This window comes from Halorubrum amylolyticum (genome assembly GCF_004114995.1).
Taxonomy (GTDB): Archaea; Halobacteriota; Halobacteria; order Halobacteriales; family Haloferacaceae; genus Halorubrum; species Halorubrum amylolyticum.
Genome location: NZ_SDJP01000011.1, coordinates 47082 through 61283, shown reverse-complemented (window position 1 = coordinate 61283; position 14202 = coordinate 47082). Strand labels below are relative to the sequence as shown.

General features: G+C 69.1%; 14 protein-coding genes. 6 read left to right on the top strand and 8 right to left on the bottom strand.

Features of this window, described 5'->3' with window-relative positions; translation table 11 throughout:
* Nucleotides 1-11 precede the first annotated feature (11 nt).
* Nucleotides 12-1253 (bottom strand): RNA-guided endonuclease InsQ/TnpB family protein, encoded by a 1242-nt coding sequence (locus ESO89_RS09680; protein WP_128905317.1) that lies wholly within the window; start codon nt 1251-1253, stop codon nt 12-14.
* A 416-nt stretch (nt 1254-1669) separates the two neighbouring features.
* On the bottom strand, nt 1670-2155 hold the full coding sequence (locus ESO89_RS09675; RefSeq protein WP_128905316.1) for a hypothetical protein: 486 nt from the start codon (nt 2153-2155) through the stop codon (nt 1670-1672).
* A 137-nt stretch (nt 2156-2292) separates the two neighbouring features.
* Here ESO89_RS09675 and ESO89_RS09670 point away from each other — a divergent pair, with 137 nt between their 5' ends.
* Both ESO89_RS09670 and ESO89_RS09665 read left to right on the top strand, forming a co-directional pair.
* Nucleotides 2293-2547 (top strand): glutathione S-transferase N-terminal domain-containing protein, encoded by a 255-nt coding sequence (locus ESO89_RS09670; protein WP_128905315.1) that lies wholly within the window; start codon nt 2293-2295, stop codon nt 2545-2547.
* Between the two features lie 93 nt (nt 2548-2640).
* Complete coding sequence (locus tag ESO89_RS09665) at nt 2641-3063, top strand: DUF192 domain-containing protein (RefSeq protein ID WP_394345378.1); 423 nt, start codon at nt 2641-2643, stop codon at nt 3061-3063.
* A 34-nt stretch (nt 3064-3097) separates the two neighbouring features.
* On the opposite strand, the gene ESO89_RS09660 is transcribed toward ESO89_RS09665, so the two are convergent.
* From ESO89_RS09660 to ESO89_RS09645, 4 genes are all read right to left on the bottom strand, one after another.
* The gene (locus ESO89_RS09660; protein ID WP_128905313.1) at nt 3098-4516 is read right to left on the bottom strand and encodes a sensor histidine kinase; all 1419 of its coding nucleotides are present in this window, start codon (nt 4514-4516) and stop codon (nt 3098-3100) included.
* Between the two features lie 99 nt (nt 4517-4615).
* Nucleotides 4616-7210, bottom strand: a complete 2595-nt coding sequence (locus ESO89_RS09655; protein ID WP_128905312.1) for a DNA topoisomerase I — start codon at nt 7208-7210, stop codon at nt 4616-4618.
* Nucleotides 7211-7780: 570 nt separating this feature from the next.
* Complete coding sequence (locus tag ESO89_RS09650) at nt 7781-8986, bottom strand: DR2241 family protein (protein WP_128905311.1); 1206 nt, start codon at nt 8984-8986, stop codon at nt 7781-7783.
* 2 nt (nt 8987-8988) lie between these two features.
* Nucleotides 8989-9858 (bottom strand): CbiX/SirB N-terminal domain-containing protein, encoded by an 870-nt coding sequence (locus ESO89_RS09645; protein ID WP_128905310.1) that lies wholly within the window; start codon nt 9856-9858, stop codon nt 8989-8991.
* 128 nt (nt 9859-9986) lie between these two features.
* On the opposite strand from ESO89_RS09645, the gene ESO89_RS09640 reads away from it, so the two are divergent.
* Entirely contained in the window at nt 9987-10520 is a 534-nt protein-coding gene (locus ESO89_RS09640) for a DUF7523 family protein (protein WP_128905309.1), read from the top strand.
* A gap of 111 nt (nt 10521-10631) precedes the next feature.
* Here ESO89_RS09640 and ESO89_RS09635 read toward each other — a convergent pair whose 3' ends face one another.
* Complete coding sequence (locus tag ESO89_RS09635; RefSeq protein WP_128905308.1) at nt 10632-10865, bottom strand: hypothetical protein; 234 nt, start codon at nt 10863-10865, stop codon at nt 10632-10634.
* Between the two features lie 137 nt (nt 10866-11002).
* On the opposite strand from ESO89_RS09635, the gene pheA reads away from it, so the two are divergent.
* From pheA to ESO89_RS09620, 3 genes are read left to right on the top strand one after another with little or no spacing between them, the layout of a single operon-like run.
* Complete coding sequence (pheA, locus tag ESO89_RS09630) at nt 11003-11809, top strand: prephenate dehydratase (protein ID WP_128905307.1); 807 nt, start codon at nt 11003-11005, stop codon at nt 11807-11809.
* A 55-nt stretch (nt 11810-11864) separates the two neighbouring features.
* The gene (locus ESO89_RS09625) at nt 11865-12095 is read left to right on the top strand and encodes a DUF433 domain-containing protein (RefSeq protein WP_128905306.1); all 231 of its coding nucleotides are present in this window, start codon (nt 11865-11867) and stop codon (nt 12093-12095) included.
* Complete coding sequence (locus tag ESO89_RS09620; RefSeq protein ID WP_128905305.1) at nt 12092-12418, top strand: DUF5615 family PIN-like protein; 327 nt, start codon at nt 12092-12094, stop codon at nt 12416-12418. Before ESO89_RS09625 ends, ESO89_RS09620 begins: the two co-directional genes overlap by 4 nt.
* 30 nt (nt 12419-12448) lie before the next feature.
* Here ESO89_RS09620 and cysS read toward each other — a convergent pair whose 3' ends face one another.
* Nucleotides 12449-13972 carry a cysteine--tRNA ligase gene (gene cysS / locus ESO89_RS09615; protein WP_128905304.1) on the bottom strand — a complete coding sequence of 508 codons (1524 nt, stop codon included), beginning with the start codon at nt 13970-13972 and terminating at the stop codon, nt 12449-12451.
* Nucleotides 13973-14202: the final 230 nt, after the last annotated feature.

The following is a 14202-nucleotide window of genomic DNA, read 5'->3' as shown; positions in this document are numbered from 1 at the left end:
ACTACCCTACCCTACTCGCTCACGGCTGACGCCGTTCGCTCCTTGAGGGTAGGGCTTCCTGCTTCCACGACGCGCTTTGCAGATACAGGCGTATCCACAGGGAGCGCAGTCTCCACAGGCGGTGATTCGGAGTGTCCCACTCCTACTTTGTCGAGGCCGCGAGAAAGAATGTTCCACGCCGCGTTCGCATCCCTGTCCGCCTCGAACCCACAGGCGGGACAGGAGTGTTCACGGACCCACAACGGCTTCTCCGTTGAGACGCCGCAGCACGCACACTCCTTGGTCGTCCCTCTCGGGTTGAACGCCACGAAGTGTGTCCCCTCTCGCTTGCACTTGTATTCGAGCAACGAGAGGAACGTTCGCCACGCGGCAGACGCCGTGTTGCGGCTGTTCGACGGCGATTCCATCATTCCCTTCACGTTCAGGTCTTCGACCGCCACGAGATCGTACTCCTGCGCGTAGTACGCCGAGAGTTTGTGCAAGAAGTCGCGGCGTTTCCGTCGCAGGTCAGCGTGATACTCCGCGACGCGCCGTCGTTGCTTTTCGTAATTGTTCGACCCGTGTTGCTTGCGTGAGAGCGTCCGTTGCTCACGCTCCAAGCGGTCACGCTCGTCGGAGAGATCGAGCGACCCGACAGCCGTGCCGTCGGTGTCGTGGGCGTACTTGAGAATCCCCACGTCGATACCGACGCACGTCTCGGGGTTCTCAGGCGGTTCGGGTGGTTCGCGATCCATTTCGACGCCGAAGGTGGCGAACCACTTGCCCGTCGGTTCCTTCTTGACCGTGACCTGCTTGAGTTCGGCGTCATCGGGGATGGCGCGGTGGATCCGAATCGGTATGTCCACGAGTTTCGAGAGCGATAGGACAGTCTGACCGCCCTTCTTGTCGAGCTTGAAGCCAGACTGACTGTACGTGAAACTGCGGAACTCCCGTGGTGGCTTCCATTTGAGTTGACCGACGCCGTAGCCGTTCTCCTTGAGCTTGGAGAGGCCTTTGAGGTTGTCGAACAGCCGTTCCACGACGGTTTGGAGAACCTTCGAGTACACGTCCGAGAGACCGTCCCACCATTTCTTGAGGTCGGGGAGCTCCGACCGCAGGGTGGTCATGGACGGCAGTTCGCCGTGATCGTCTTGGTACTCGTTGAGGCGGTAGAGCGTGTGGTTGTAGAGTTGCCTACAGATGTCTCGGTGGCGGTCCAACTCCTCGCGGTGGGTGTCGGACGGCTTGAGACGGTATTTGTAGGCGTAGTACATCTGTTACTCGCGTTCCTCAATGAGTTCGTCCAACTGCTCACGGACGAACGACGAGAGGTTGAGGTGTTGATCCTCAATCCACTCGTCTTGGTCCTCCCGAATGGTGATTGTCTTCCGTTTCACCGTAATGCACACCATGCACGCCACACGTATAACGGCTTCGGTAAACGTTGGCCTGTGGGGCTGCAACAGACCAATGTGCGAACAGATGATGACGGCGTTGACGAGACGCTCCGCGTCTCGTTCGCACACCAGAAATCTTTGATTTCTGGGGACGCTGTATCCCCACCCTACTTCGCTCCCTTCGGTCGCTCCGTTAAGAGTGGGGGCTTAGCGCCTATATACAGCTAAGACCCGGGCGCCACCCGCTGAGCGCGGATCGATCGCCGTCTCTCCTCGCGTTCCGCGGTCCTCGGCTACGGCGCGGTCACGACGAACTCGTCGAACTCCCCGTCCTCGATCGCCTCGACGGTATCGGGGACGCCCCTGTCGAACGTCAGCTCGACCCGGTAGGAGTCGGCCGCGATGTCGTCCGTGCACTCCTCGCCCGCCTCCGGGTCTCGCCGACCGACCACTCGGACGGTGGCCGCGCTCCCCCCGGGTTCGTACGTCGCGCGATCCAGCGCGACCTCCCCGCACGAGCTCGACGAGTAGCTGACGGTCCCCTCGACGGTCACGCTCGACGCCTCCTCGTCGAACGCGATTTGCGGCGGCTCGTCGGCCGCCGGCGCGTCGTCGATCCCGAGCGTGATCGTCGCGTCGCGGAGCTCGGTGGGGCGGTCGGGGTCGCCGGAGGCGGGCTCAGCGTCGCCGGCGTCGTCACCGAGCGATCCGTCGAGACACCCACCGAGCGACGACGCGGCGGCGATTCCGACGCCCGCGAGCAGCCTGCGGCGGTTCATACCCCCACGTCCGCCCGGCACCGGTATATGCTTTCCAGCGGGTGAAGGCGGTCTTTCACTCTCCCCTCCGGCGTCCGTGCGTGCCGCGCGCATCGCCCACCGTACTTCTTTACGGGTCTGTGCCCTACGTGGGAGCGATGACGGACCTGACGCTCTACGAACTGGAAGGCTGTCCGTACTGCGCGAAAGTGAAGACCAAGCTCGCCGACCTCGATCTGGAGTACGAGTCGGTGATGGTACCGCGCTCGCACGACGAGCGCTCCGAGGTCGAGGCGGTCTCGGGACAGACCGGCGTCCCCGTCCTCGTCGACGAGGCCCACGGGGTCGAGGGGATGCCCGAGAGCGACGACATCGTCGAGTACCTCGAAGAGACGTACGGCGACGCGAGCTGATCGCGGTCGCCCGGACCCGCTTCCGGCGCGGCGTCGGCGTCTGACGTCGACGCCGCGGCCCGATCGCGAGGCTATTTACCCGGCGCCCGCCACGTGTCCGGCGTGCGACTCGTTCATCGACGCGCGTCGTCCGACGGCGGTTCGCCCGGCAGCGACGGCTCGCCCGGCAGCGACGGCCCGCTCGACGGCGACGATACCTCGACGCCCCTCGCGAACGACGTCGACGTGGCGCGCTCGACGCTCGAACAGGGTCGGGGCCTGATGTTCCGGCGGTCGATCCCCGACGGCTACGCGCTCGTGTTCCCCTTCGACGCGCCGGACACGCGGTGGCTCCACATGCTGTTCGTCCCCTTCGCGATCGACGCGCTGTGGCTCGTCGACGGCGAGGTCCGGAAGGCGAAGCGGCTCGCCCCGTTCGTCGGGCTGGGCCGCGGCCGCGCGGACACGGTGGTCGAGCTCCCGGCGGGCGCGGCCGACGGCGTCGCCGTCGGCGACGAGGTCCGGCTCGTCGAGTGAGCGGTCAAGCCGTCGGGTCGGATCGCCCGCCGTCTCACCCGCCGTCCGGCGTTCGCAGTTCGATCTCGATCCGCGTCCCGCCCGCCTTGCTCTCGCCGATGTCGAACGACCCGCCGCCGGCGCTGACGATCCAGTTGACGTACCAGAGCCCGAGCCCGCTCGCGTGCTCCAGCGGGGTCTCCTCACCGGTGAGCACCGATCGCTCGGCCGGTGGAATCCCCGGTCCGTCGTCGGCGACGACGAGCGACGCCCACGACTCGCTCGGGAGCTCGGCGGCCGTGATGTCGACGTGCGGGCGGTCGGCGTCGCTGTGGCGGACCGCGTTGTCGACGAGCTCCGCGATCGCCTCGGCGAGGTAACCGACCGCAGACACCGTGATCCCCTCGGGTACGTCGACGTCGATCGTCGCGCCGTCGCGTATCTCCGGCGGGAGCGAGGCGAGCGCCTCGTCGACCGTCGCGGCGAGGTCCAGCCGCCCGGGCGTCGGCCGGTCGGCGAGCAGCCGCTCGACGCGCCGGGAGGTCTCGCCGACGCGGAGCAGGCGCTCCGCGGTGTCGACGACGCGTTCGAGCTCCCGTTCGAGCTCCGGGTCGTCGACGGCTTCGATGGCCCGTTCGGTGAACCCGGTCACCACGTTGAGGTCGTTCCGGAAGTTGTGTCGGAGCACCCGCGTCAGGGCGGCGAGCCGCTCCTCGCGGATCGACGCCTCCGTGCGGTCCTCGCCGACCCCGACCGCGCCGACGACCTCGTCGCCGTCGACGACCGGCCCCAGCGCGAGCCGGTACGGGACGCGCTCGCCGGACCGGGTGAAAAGTGTCGCCTCGCAGTCGGCCGGCTCGCGCTCGCGGTACACGCGCCGGAGCGCCTCGGCCACGGCGTCGCGGCTCTCGTCGTCGAACAGGGCCGTCAGGGCGGTCCCGGACAGCGCCTCGCCGCCGCGTTCGGCGTCCGCGGCGAACCGGCCGTTCCAGCGCGCGAGGGTGCCGTCCGCGCCGCACTGAAACAGCGCGGCCGGCACCGTCGAGGCCACGGCGTCGACGACGCGGAGCTGCGACCGGAGCTCCTCCTCTGCGGTGACGCGCTCGGTCACGTCTGTCAGCCCGACGATCAGCCACCGCTCGTCCGCGATCGTCGCGGTGTGGAGCGAAACCGAGAGGCGGCAGCGTCCCCCTCTTCCGCCGGTCTCCCACTCGAACTCGGTGACTCCCTCCCGGTCGACCGCGCCGCGGACGGCGGCGTCGACCGCATCGCCGTCGACCGTCTCGTCGGTCTCGCCGAGGTCGGCGAGCCCCATCAGCGTCAGCGTTCCGCGGTCCCGACCGAGCAGGTCGGCCGCCGGCGCGTTGGCCGCCCGGATCGCGTGCGTCTCGGGATCGCAGGCTAACGCCGGAGTCGGAACCGCCTCGACGAACGACCGCACGACGCGGGGTGTCGACTCGCCGTCACGATCCATCCATGCCTCGTGTGACGGGCGGGAAACTTATAAACGCCGAGGGAAGGTCCCGACGGCGTGGGGTTCCCCGACGGGAGAAAGCTCCTCGACGGCCGAGCGCTAGTCCGCCTTCGCCTGCCAGTCGCGGACCGTGTCGGCGCCCACGCCGTCGACGTCGGCCGCCAGCTCGTCCGGGTCGAGCGACTTGAGGTCGTCGACGCCGTCGACGCCGGCGTCCTTCAGCTTCTCCGCGGTCTTCTCGCCGATCCCCTCGACGGTCTGGAGCTCCGAGCCCTCCTGCCGGGCGGTGAACTCTCGGTAGTTGCAGATGGGACAGCCCAGTTCCCACGGCTCATCGCCGGAGTGGACCCGGAGGTGCGGGAGGCCGTGCTCCTCGCAGCTCTCGTCGGTGACCTCGATCTCGCCGCGCCGGGGGAGCGGCAGCGAGTAGTCGCAGTCGGGGTAGCGCGTGCAGCCGACGAGCCGGGAGCCGGAGCGGAGCCGCTTGATGGCCAATTCTCCCCCGTGCTCTTCGCCACATTCGGGACACGCCCCGATCACCTCGTCCTCCTGTTCGTCGGCCTCGTCGGCCTTGCACTGCGGGCAGCCGTGGACGAACGTCTTCCGGCCCGCGAGCATCTTCACGTGCCGGAGCTCGTGGTCCTCGCAGGTCTCGTCGAGGATGAGCGGCTTCCCCGTCGAGGGGAGCGGCAGGGTGTACTCGCAGTCGGGGTAGCCGTCGCAGCCGACGAAGTACGAGCCCTGCCGGGACTTCCGGACGAGGAGGTCCTCGCCGCACTCGGGACAGGGGCCGAGCGTCTTGTCCGCCTTCAGCGACTTCTGGAGGTGGTCGCCGACCGCCTCGCGCGACTCGGTGAGGTCCTCGAACACGCGATCGAGCAGCTCGCGGGACTCCTCGGTCACCTCGTCGTACCCCTTCTCGCCCGCGGCGATCGCCTGCATGTCGCGTTCGAGCTGGGCGGTCATCTCCTCGCTGACGATGTGCTCGGCGAACTCCTCTGCGGCCTCGACGACCGCCTCCGCGAGCCGGGTCGGCCGCGGCGGGTCGCTCTCGATGTAGTTGCGGTCGTACAGCTTCTCCAAGGTGCGGTGGCGGGTGGCCTTCGTGCCGACGCCGCGCTTCTCCATCTCCTCGATGAGCCGGGACTGCCCGTACCGGCGGGGCGGCTGGGTCTCCTTCGCGTCCGTCCGCCGGTCGGTGAGCGCGAGCGTCTCGCCGACCTCCACGTCGGGGACGATCCGCTCGTCGCTGGAGCGGTAGGGGTAGACGTCGTGGTAGCCCGCCTCCAGCAGGCGCTTCCCGTTGGCCTTCAGCCGGAGCCCGCCGTCGGCGGCGAGGTCGGCGGGACCGTCGGCGTCGGCCGGGTCGCGGAGGGCGGCGAGCCCGTCCGCGCGCTCGGCGATCCCGGTCGCCGCGCCGTTCGCGAGCGCGACGACGCGGAGCCGCTCCCACGTCGCGGGCTCGGCGCAGGTCGCGAGGAAGCGGCGGACGATCAGCTCGTACACCTCCCACTCGTCCTCCGAGAGGTCGGAGGCGGCGGGGAGCTCGCCGGTCGGGTGGATCGGCGGGTGGTCGGTGGTCTCCTCGTCGCCTTCGGTGGGCTCTATCTCCTCCTGTTCGAGGAGGCCCTTCGCGTCCGTCCCGAACGTCGAGGCGGCCGAGAGCTCTTGGATTAGCTCTTCGGGGTCGAGATCTTCCGGGTACACCGTGTTGTCCGTCCGCGGGTAGGTGACGTAGCCGGCGGTGTACAGGTCCTCCGCGAGCGACATGGCGCGCTGGGCGGAATAGCCGAGCGAGCCCGCGGCGCGGATGAACGCCGTGGTGTTGAAGGGAGTCGGCGGGTCGTCGGTGCGGGTGCGGCGGCGAACGTCGTCGACGACCGCCTCGTCGGCCGCGTCGAGGGCCTCCGTCAGGACCTCGGCGACGTCGCCGTCCCAGACGCGCTCGGCCTCGTTGCCCTCGTCGTTTAAGTAGAAGTAGCGCGCCTCGAAGGGGTCGCCGCCGGACTTCGTCAGGTTCCCGTACAGCTCCCAGTAGGACTCGGGGTCGAACGCCTGTATCTCGCGCTCGCGGTCGACGATCAGCTTGAGCGTCGGCCCCTGCACCCGGCCCACCGAGATGAAGTCGTCGCCGAGCTGGCGGGCGGATAAGGAGAGGAACCGGGTGAGCGCCGCGCCCCACGTCAGGTCGATCACCTGTCGGGCCTCCCCGGCGGCGGCCAGATCGAAGTCGAGCTCGTCGGGGTTCGCGAACGCCTCGTTCACCTCGTTTTCGGTGATCGACGAGAAGCGGACCCGGTCGATCGGGGCGTCCTCGTTCACCTCCCGCACCAGCTCGTACGCCTCCTTGCCGATCAGTTCGCCCTCGCGGTCGTAGTCGGTCGCGATCACGACCCGAGAGGCGTTGCGCGCGAGCTTGCGGAGCGCGGCGACGATCCCCTCCTGGGTCGGTTCCTTGGTGACCGGCGCGTCGATCAGCTCGACCGGCTCCACGTCGCGCCAGTCGTTGTACTCGGCGGGGAAGTCGACGCCGACGACGTGGCCCGAGAGGCCGATACAGCGCTTGCCGCCCCACTTGTACACGTTCACGTCGTTCTCCCGCTCCGCCGTCGCGGACTCGCCGCTCAGGATGTCGGCGATGCGACGCGCCGCGTTGTCCTTCTCCGTGATGATCAGCTCGGGGCCGCGACTCATTGCACCGAGATACGCCGCTCTCCCGTCTAAAGGTTTCGCGATACGCTTTTGATCGCCCGCATGCGCGGCTGTACGTGTACGTCTCATCTGTTTGGAGTGCTCACTGGCTCGTCGTCGTGTTCTCCCGTTTGTGTGCAGTCGCTGTCGGCGGCGCGATGGATCTCTCAAAAGTCCGAGCCGCTCATTTATAAGTGATCGAGGACTCCGCGGTGAACACCTCCAAAGCCCCAATCGGCGAGGCGGACACACGCTCGCTGTGCGCTTCAGTCGCTCGCGGTGCTCGCTCCTTCCAGTGCTTGCGTCGCCTGTGTCCGCCTCGCCGACTGCCCCTTTGAGTCCCACCCTGCACCGCTCCGCACAGCACCTCACGCCTCCCCAACCTCGTCGGTCGCCCTCCGCGTTGCTCCGGGCGACCGACTCCCTCGCGCGGCGCTCCTCGCGGGCCGCCGGCCCGCTCGGAGGCGCGCGCCACCGCGTTTGCTTATAAACAGCTATCGCTACCGGTCAGTATCATTTATAAACAGTGTCCGCAGCGTCGGTGTGGCGGGGTTCGAAGCGGCGTAACGCCCTCTACTCCTCGTCGTCCTCGTCCGGTTCCGTCGGCACGCCGCCGAGGTTCCCCTCGTCGTCGAACAGCTTGGCGCGCAAAAAGCGGGCGCGGTAGCGGTTCGCGCCCTCCTTCGTGTCGGCCTCGCGGATCTCGTCGATCCGACCGTCGGCGACCGCGTCGATGATCTCCTCGACCTGCTCTTTCTCGCTCGGCGTCAGCTCGAACTCGTAGGTCCGGGGCTGCTCGCTCTCCAGTCGCGTCCACTTGCGCGCGGCCGAGACGACGACCGAGCAGGGCTCGCGGCAGGGGAAGACGCCGTCGCCGCCGTCGACATCGAGGTCGGTCTCGTCGTCGTACTCCCACTCGCGGCGCTTCAGACACTGCGAGTCGTCGCAGCACGCCTCCGCGACCCAGTTGACGTGCTCGTGCCCCTCGCCGCGGTCCCACGTCTTCACGACGCCGTAGATGCCGGACTGCCGTTCCATCGTCTCGCGCCAGTGGCTCACGTCGAGCTCGCCCTCGCGCTCCCGGTGCCAGTTGGCGACCGTCGCGGGGTAGATCGTCTCGACCGCCTCGTAGGCGTCCCGCGGGCCGAGGTCGGGGAACACCCACCCGCCCGCGAGCGACGGCGCGGTCTTGAGGGGGCGGTACCGCCCCTTCTCGTCGAGCGTCACCAGATCGCGGGCGTCGAGGGGGTCGTCGTAGCTGTCGAGGTCGTCGACCGGGACGCCGGCGTCGTCGGCGTGGCGCACGTCGTATCGTCGCTCGCCGCGGTCGGTGACGGTGGCCGTAACCCGCAGTTCGCCCCACGCGCGCTCGATCCCCTCGGCGAGCGCGGCGTACCGGGTCGCCACCGTCGCGCCGTCGGCGTCCTCCAGCCAGCGCAGGAACGCGCGGCGCGGGCCGAACTCGCCGACGACGCGCTCGAAGGCGTACCAGTCCGTGACCGCCGGCGCGCGCTCGTCGAGGGCCTCGTGGAGTTCGCGCTCGGACAGCCCGGTCCGACGGTCGCCGTCGGCGGGGTCGAGGCGGTACCGCCCGTCCGCGTCGCCGTGGTCGTCCCCGGCGCGGGCCACGCTGAACCCCTCGAACCGGAGGGGCTCGCCGGGGTCGCGGTCGGCGAGCGCGTCGAGCACCGCGTCGAAGGCGTCGCTCGGGAGATCGATCTCGGGGACGTCGGGCTCGTCGACCGCGGCCTCGACGCTCGCGGGAGTGGGGTCGGACACGGTCAGTCCCCCGTGGCGACGCGGGTCGTCTCCCGCACGTCGTCGAGCGCGGTCCCGAGGTCGGCGCCGGCGTCGGCCGCGCGCTCCAAGATCACGTCGGCCATCAGGGGCTCGGTGCCCACCGCGCCCGCGTACCAGATCCGGGTGCCGTCGACCTCGCTGGGCACGTCGTACCCCTCGGTGTGATCCTCGCAGAGCCCAACGTCCTCCGGGATGTCCTCCTGGGTGTGGTAGCCGTCGGCGATGAACAGGGGAACGAGGACCACGTCGTCGCTCTCGAAGAACTCGGGGAGGTCGTCGACCTCGGGCTCTTCGTCCATGTAGAGCGCCTTCACCTCGTCGAAGCGGCCGCGCTCGGCGATCCGGTCGGCGTGGTACTCGATCGCCTTCGCCGAGTTCTCGTTGCGCTCGGTGCCGTGGCCGACGACGGCGAGGCCGAACCCCTCGCCCACCTCGGGGTCGCCGGTGACCGACTCCGCGCGCCGGACGATCACGTCGGTCATCGCGCGGTGGGTCCCCACCGGGCCGCAGTAGTGGACCTCGCGGTCGATGTCCTCGGCGACGAGGGTGGCCTGGTCGGCCGAGAGGCCGTCGGAGTCCCACTCCGAGACGTCCCACCCCTCCAGCCGAAGCTCGCGGGGGATCACCTGCTCGGTGAAGTAGCCCTCGGAGACGAACAGCGGGACGACGTATATCTCGTCGCCCTCGACGGTGCGAAGCACCTCGCGGAAGTGCGGCTCCTCCTTCCAGAAGCCGGTGCGCACCTCGTCGAAGGCGCCGGTCGCGCGGATGGTGTCCGCGTGGTCGTACGTCGGCGCGCTCGACCCCGGATTGAGGTGTGAGCCGTGTGCGACGATGACGAGCGACTGCATACGCACGCTGGGGGCGCGCCGCTCTTAGGGACTTCGGCACGTGCGACGCCGTGGGAAACCGACGCTCGTCTCTCGCTTCCGATCCGACGACCGAAACCGCCATGCCGCCCCGCGCCGCAGGGTCGGCCATGTCGCTCGCAGCCGAGACCCGCGAGGCCGCCCGAGCGCGCCCCTTCGTCCTCGACGCGCTCCGCGCCGGCGTCCTCAACCACAGCGCCGCCGCCGCGTGGCTGGCCGACGAGGCCGGCCTCGGCGACGGCGAGGGAGACGCCGACACCGACGCGATCGCGACCGCGCTCCGCCGGTTCCGCGAGGAGCTAGCCGACTACGCGACCGCCGACCGCGCGGCCAGCGTGTCGATGCGGAGCGGGGTGGGGGTGACGGAGGACCCGGAGGACGGTCCCGCCGCCGACCCCCTCCTCCGCGTCGGCGGCGCGGCGGTCGTCCCCGACGGACGCGACACCGCGATCCTCGCGACCGGGGCGGTCGACGCCCCGGCGCTCGCGGCGGTCCTCCGTCGGCTCGCGACCGCCGGCGTCGCGATCGAGGCCGCCGGCGTCGCCGGGGAGACCCTCGTCGTCGTCGTCGGGCGACGCGACGGGGCGACCGCGGTCCGGGTCGTCGAGGACGCGCTGGCGGCGGTGCCGACCGACGGGGAGTGAGCCGCGCGCCGGGCGTCGCCCTCGCCGTGCTGTTGCTCACGGGCGCCGCGCCGCTGGCTGTCGACGGTCCGGTATAAAAACGAGAGGGTGTGTCTTCGCCGAGTCGTGCGGTTACGCCGCGTCCTCGGGAAGCGCGAAGCCGACGCCGCCGGCGATGATGGCCGAGGCGGCGAGGATCGTCGCGCCGAGAACGACGTAGCTGTCGTCGGGGTTGAGCCCGCCGATCGCGGCGGCGATGTCGACGACGAACACCGTGACGAACAGGCTCAAGATTGCGAACGCGAGCATGACGACCCCCGCGATCAGTGAACTGGCCAACGAGCCGAACGCGTCGAGAATTCCCATGCGTTGCTCGGATCGCGGCCCGGATGGAAGTAAACACGGGGTCGAAGCCGCTGGCGGGCGGCCGGACCGATGGCGACCTCCGAGCGGACACGTCAGACCCCGCACGCTTTTCACAGCCGGTCTTATAAGTGCAGTCGATGAACGCCGTCACGCTCGGCCCCGCCGGCACGTACTCGCACCGTGCGGCGCGGGCCGTCGCCGCCGAGGTGTCGTTCCGCGAGTCTGTCACCGCCATCGTCGACGCCGTCGCGGCCGGCGAGTTCGAGCGGGGGGTCGTCCCCATCGAGAACAGCATCGAGGGCTCCGTCACGGAGAGCCTCGACGCCTTAGCCGATCACGACGTGGCGGTCACCCGCGAGGTCGTCACCCCCATCCGCCACGCCCTCCTCGCGCAGGGGTCGGAGTTCGAGGTCGTCGCCAGCCACTCGCAGGCGCTCGCGCAGTGCCGCAACTGGCTGGAGGCCAACCATCCGGAGGCGGGGCTCGAAGCGGTCGCCTCCACCGCCCGGGGGGTCGAGCGCGCCCGCGAGGACGCCCGCGTCGCCGGGATCGGCCACCCGGACAACGCCGGCGACGACCTCACCATCCTCGCCGAGGACATCCAGGACCGCACCTCCAACGCGACCCGGTTCCTCGTCGTCGCCCCCGAGTCCGCGCGCTCCGACGCCGGCGGGAAGACGACCCTCATCGTCTACCCGAACGCGAACTACCCCGGGCTGCTGCTCGAACTGCTGGAGGCGTTCGCCGACCGCAACCTCAACCTCTCGCGGATCGAGTCGCGCCCGAGCGGCGAGCGACTCGGCGACTACCTGTTCCACTTCGACGTGGACGCCGGCCTCTACGAGGACCACATGGCGAAGGCGGTCGGGGACGTGGAGGCCATCGCCGACAACGGGTGGGTCAAGGTGCTCGGATCGTACGACACGGAGCACGTGTTAGAGTAGGCGTCTCCGATTCGTCCACCCGATAGTTCAAGTCGTCGGGGGATAGATCGATCGTATGGTGATCGTCCGAGATCCCGAACACAGCGACGGTGCGCCCACGATCGAGGGGACAGGGATTCGCGTGAAGGATGTCGCCGCAGCGTACGAACACAGTGGCTACGAACCCGATGAGATCACGCAGCTGTATCCCGACCTCAGCCTCGCAGATGTCCACCGGGCGCTGGCGTACTACTACGACCACATCGATGATTTCAGGTCGTCTTCCTCCGAGCCGGCCGCGGTATGACGACTGAGCTGTACTGCGACGAGAGTATTTGGATTCCGGTCGCCGACGGCCTCCGTCGCCGCGGCTGGACGGTCCACACGGCGCGCGAAGAAGGCACACTCGGCGATCCCGACCGCGAACAGTTACGTTTCGCGGCGGACAACGATTGGGTCCTGTTGACGTTCGACGACGATTTTCTCTCCCTCGTCACAGACAACGGGCTGACCCATTGCGGGTTGATCTACGTCCGGCAGTCGAGACGGAAGATCGGGGACGTGGTGAAGGCTGTCGATTCGCATCTGCAGGATCGATCCGATACCGACACGTCGATCCACTATCTCTGACCGACGAGGAGAGATGCTCCCGATCGGTCGTCACTCGAACCGGTACGTCGCGCCGTCCGGGTCGTCCTCGATCTCGACGCCGACCTCCCGAAGCGCGTCGCGGAGCTCGTCGGCGCGCTCGTAGTTGCCGGCCTCGCGCTCGGCCTCGCGCACGTCCAACACGAGTTCGATAAGCTCGCCGGCCAGATCCACGTCGCCGTCGGTCGTCGACTCGAACTGGAGCCCGAGCACGTCGCCGGCGAGGTCGTCGAACGCCTCCACGGCCTCGCGGAGGCCGCGGTAGTCGTAGGCGGAGCCTCCCTCTCCGTCTGCGCCCGCCTCGTCGACCGCGTCGTCGGCGTCGACCCCGTCCACGTGTCGGTTCACCGCGTCGGTGAGGTCCAGGAGCGCCGCGGTCGCCTCCCGGAGGTTCAGGTCGTCGTTCATCGCGGCCGCGAAGTCGTCGCGCGCGGCCTCGACCGCCCCGCGGAGGGCCGCGTCCTCGACTTTCGCGCGGGCGTCGGTCGAGTCGAGCGCCTCGACCGCGCGGTCGTAGGTGCGCGAGAGGCGCTCCCAGCGCTGTTCGGCCTCCGCGATCGTCTCCTCGGTGAGCGCCTGCTCGGAGCGGTAGGCGGCGCCGGCGTAGAAGGTGCGGACCACGTTGACGCCGAGTTCCTCCAAGGCGTCCGGCACGGTCCAGAAGTTGCCGATCGAGGAGGACATCTTCTCGCCCTCCATCTCCAGCAGCCCGACGTGGAGCCAGTGTCGCGCGAACGTCTCCCCGGTGGCGGCCTCCGACTGCGCGATCTCGTTCTCGTGGTGCGGGAAGACCAGGTCGCGACCGCCCATGTGGATGTCGAGGGTGTCGCCGAGGTGCGTCGTCGACATCGCCGAACACTCGACGTGCCAGCCCGGCCGCCCCTCGCTCCACGGCGACGCCCACGTCTCGCCGTCCGGCGTCTCCGCGCCGTGGTCGTGTTTCGCGTGCTCGCGCGCGGCGGTCTCGCTCACGCCGTCGGCTTTCCACAGCGCGAAGTCCGACGGATTGCGCTTCTCGGAGCGCTCGTCCGGCTCGCCCTGCGCCTCCAGCTCTGCGACCTCCTGGTTCGAGAGCTTCCCGTACCCCTCGAAGCTCGTCACGTCGAAGTAGACGGAGCCGTTCGACTCGTAGGCGTACCCCTTCTCGATCAGCGTCTCGACGAGGTCGACGATCTCCGGGACGTGCTCGGTGACGCGGGGGTACACCTCGGCCCGTTTCAGGTTCAGCCCGCGCATCGCGTCGAAGACGCTCGCCGTGAACGTCTCGGCCACGTCGCGCTCCGCGGTCCACGCGTCGCGCTCGCCGACGCGGGCCGTGATCTTCTCGTTGACGTCGGTGACGTTCTCGACGTGGCGCACGTCGTAGCCGACGTGTTCGAGCCACCGGTGGAGCACGTCGGCGTGGAACCACAGGCGGGCGTGGCCGAGGTGGGGGTCGTCCGACACCGTCAGGCCGCAGACGTACAGCGTGACGTCGCCGTCGGCCGTGAACTCGACGCGCTCGTCTTCCAGGGTGTCGGTAACGACGAGACTCATTACGACTCCGTTGCCGAGGTGAGCGTTTCAAATCGTCGGATCGGGCGAGACGACGTAGACGTGTCTTCCAGCGACCCGCCTGCTTACGTGTTCACAGCCGATATCGACCGCGGGTCGGTGACAAATACTGTCAAACCTCCAGCTACTCGCTTATAAATAACCGACAGTAGATCGACGGTGAACACCGTCAAATCCCCAGCCGGGAGGACGCCGCACGCTCGCTGCGCTCC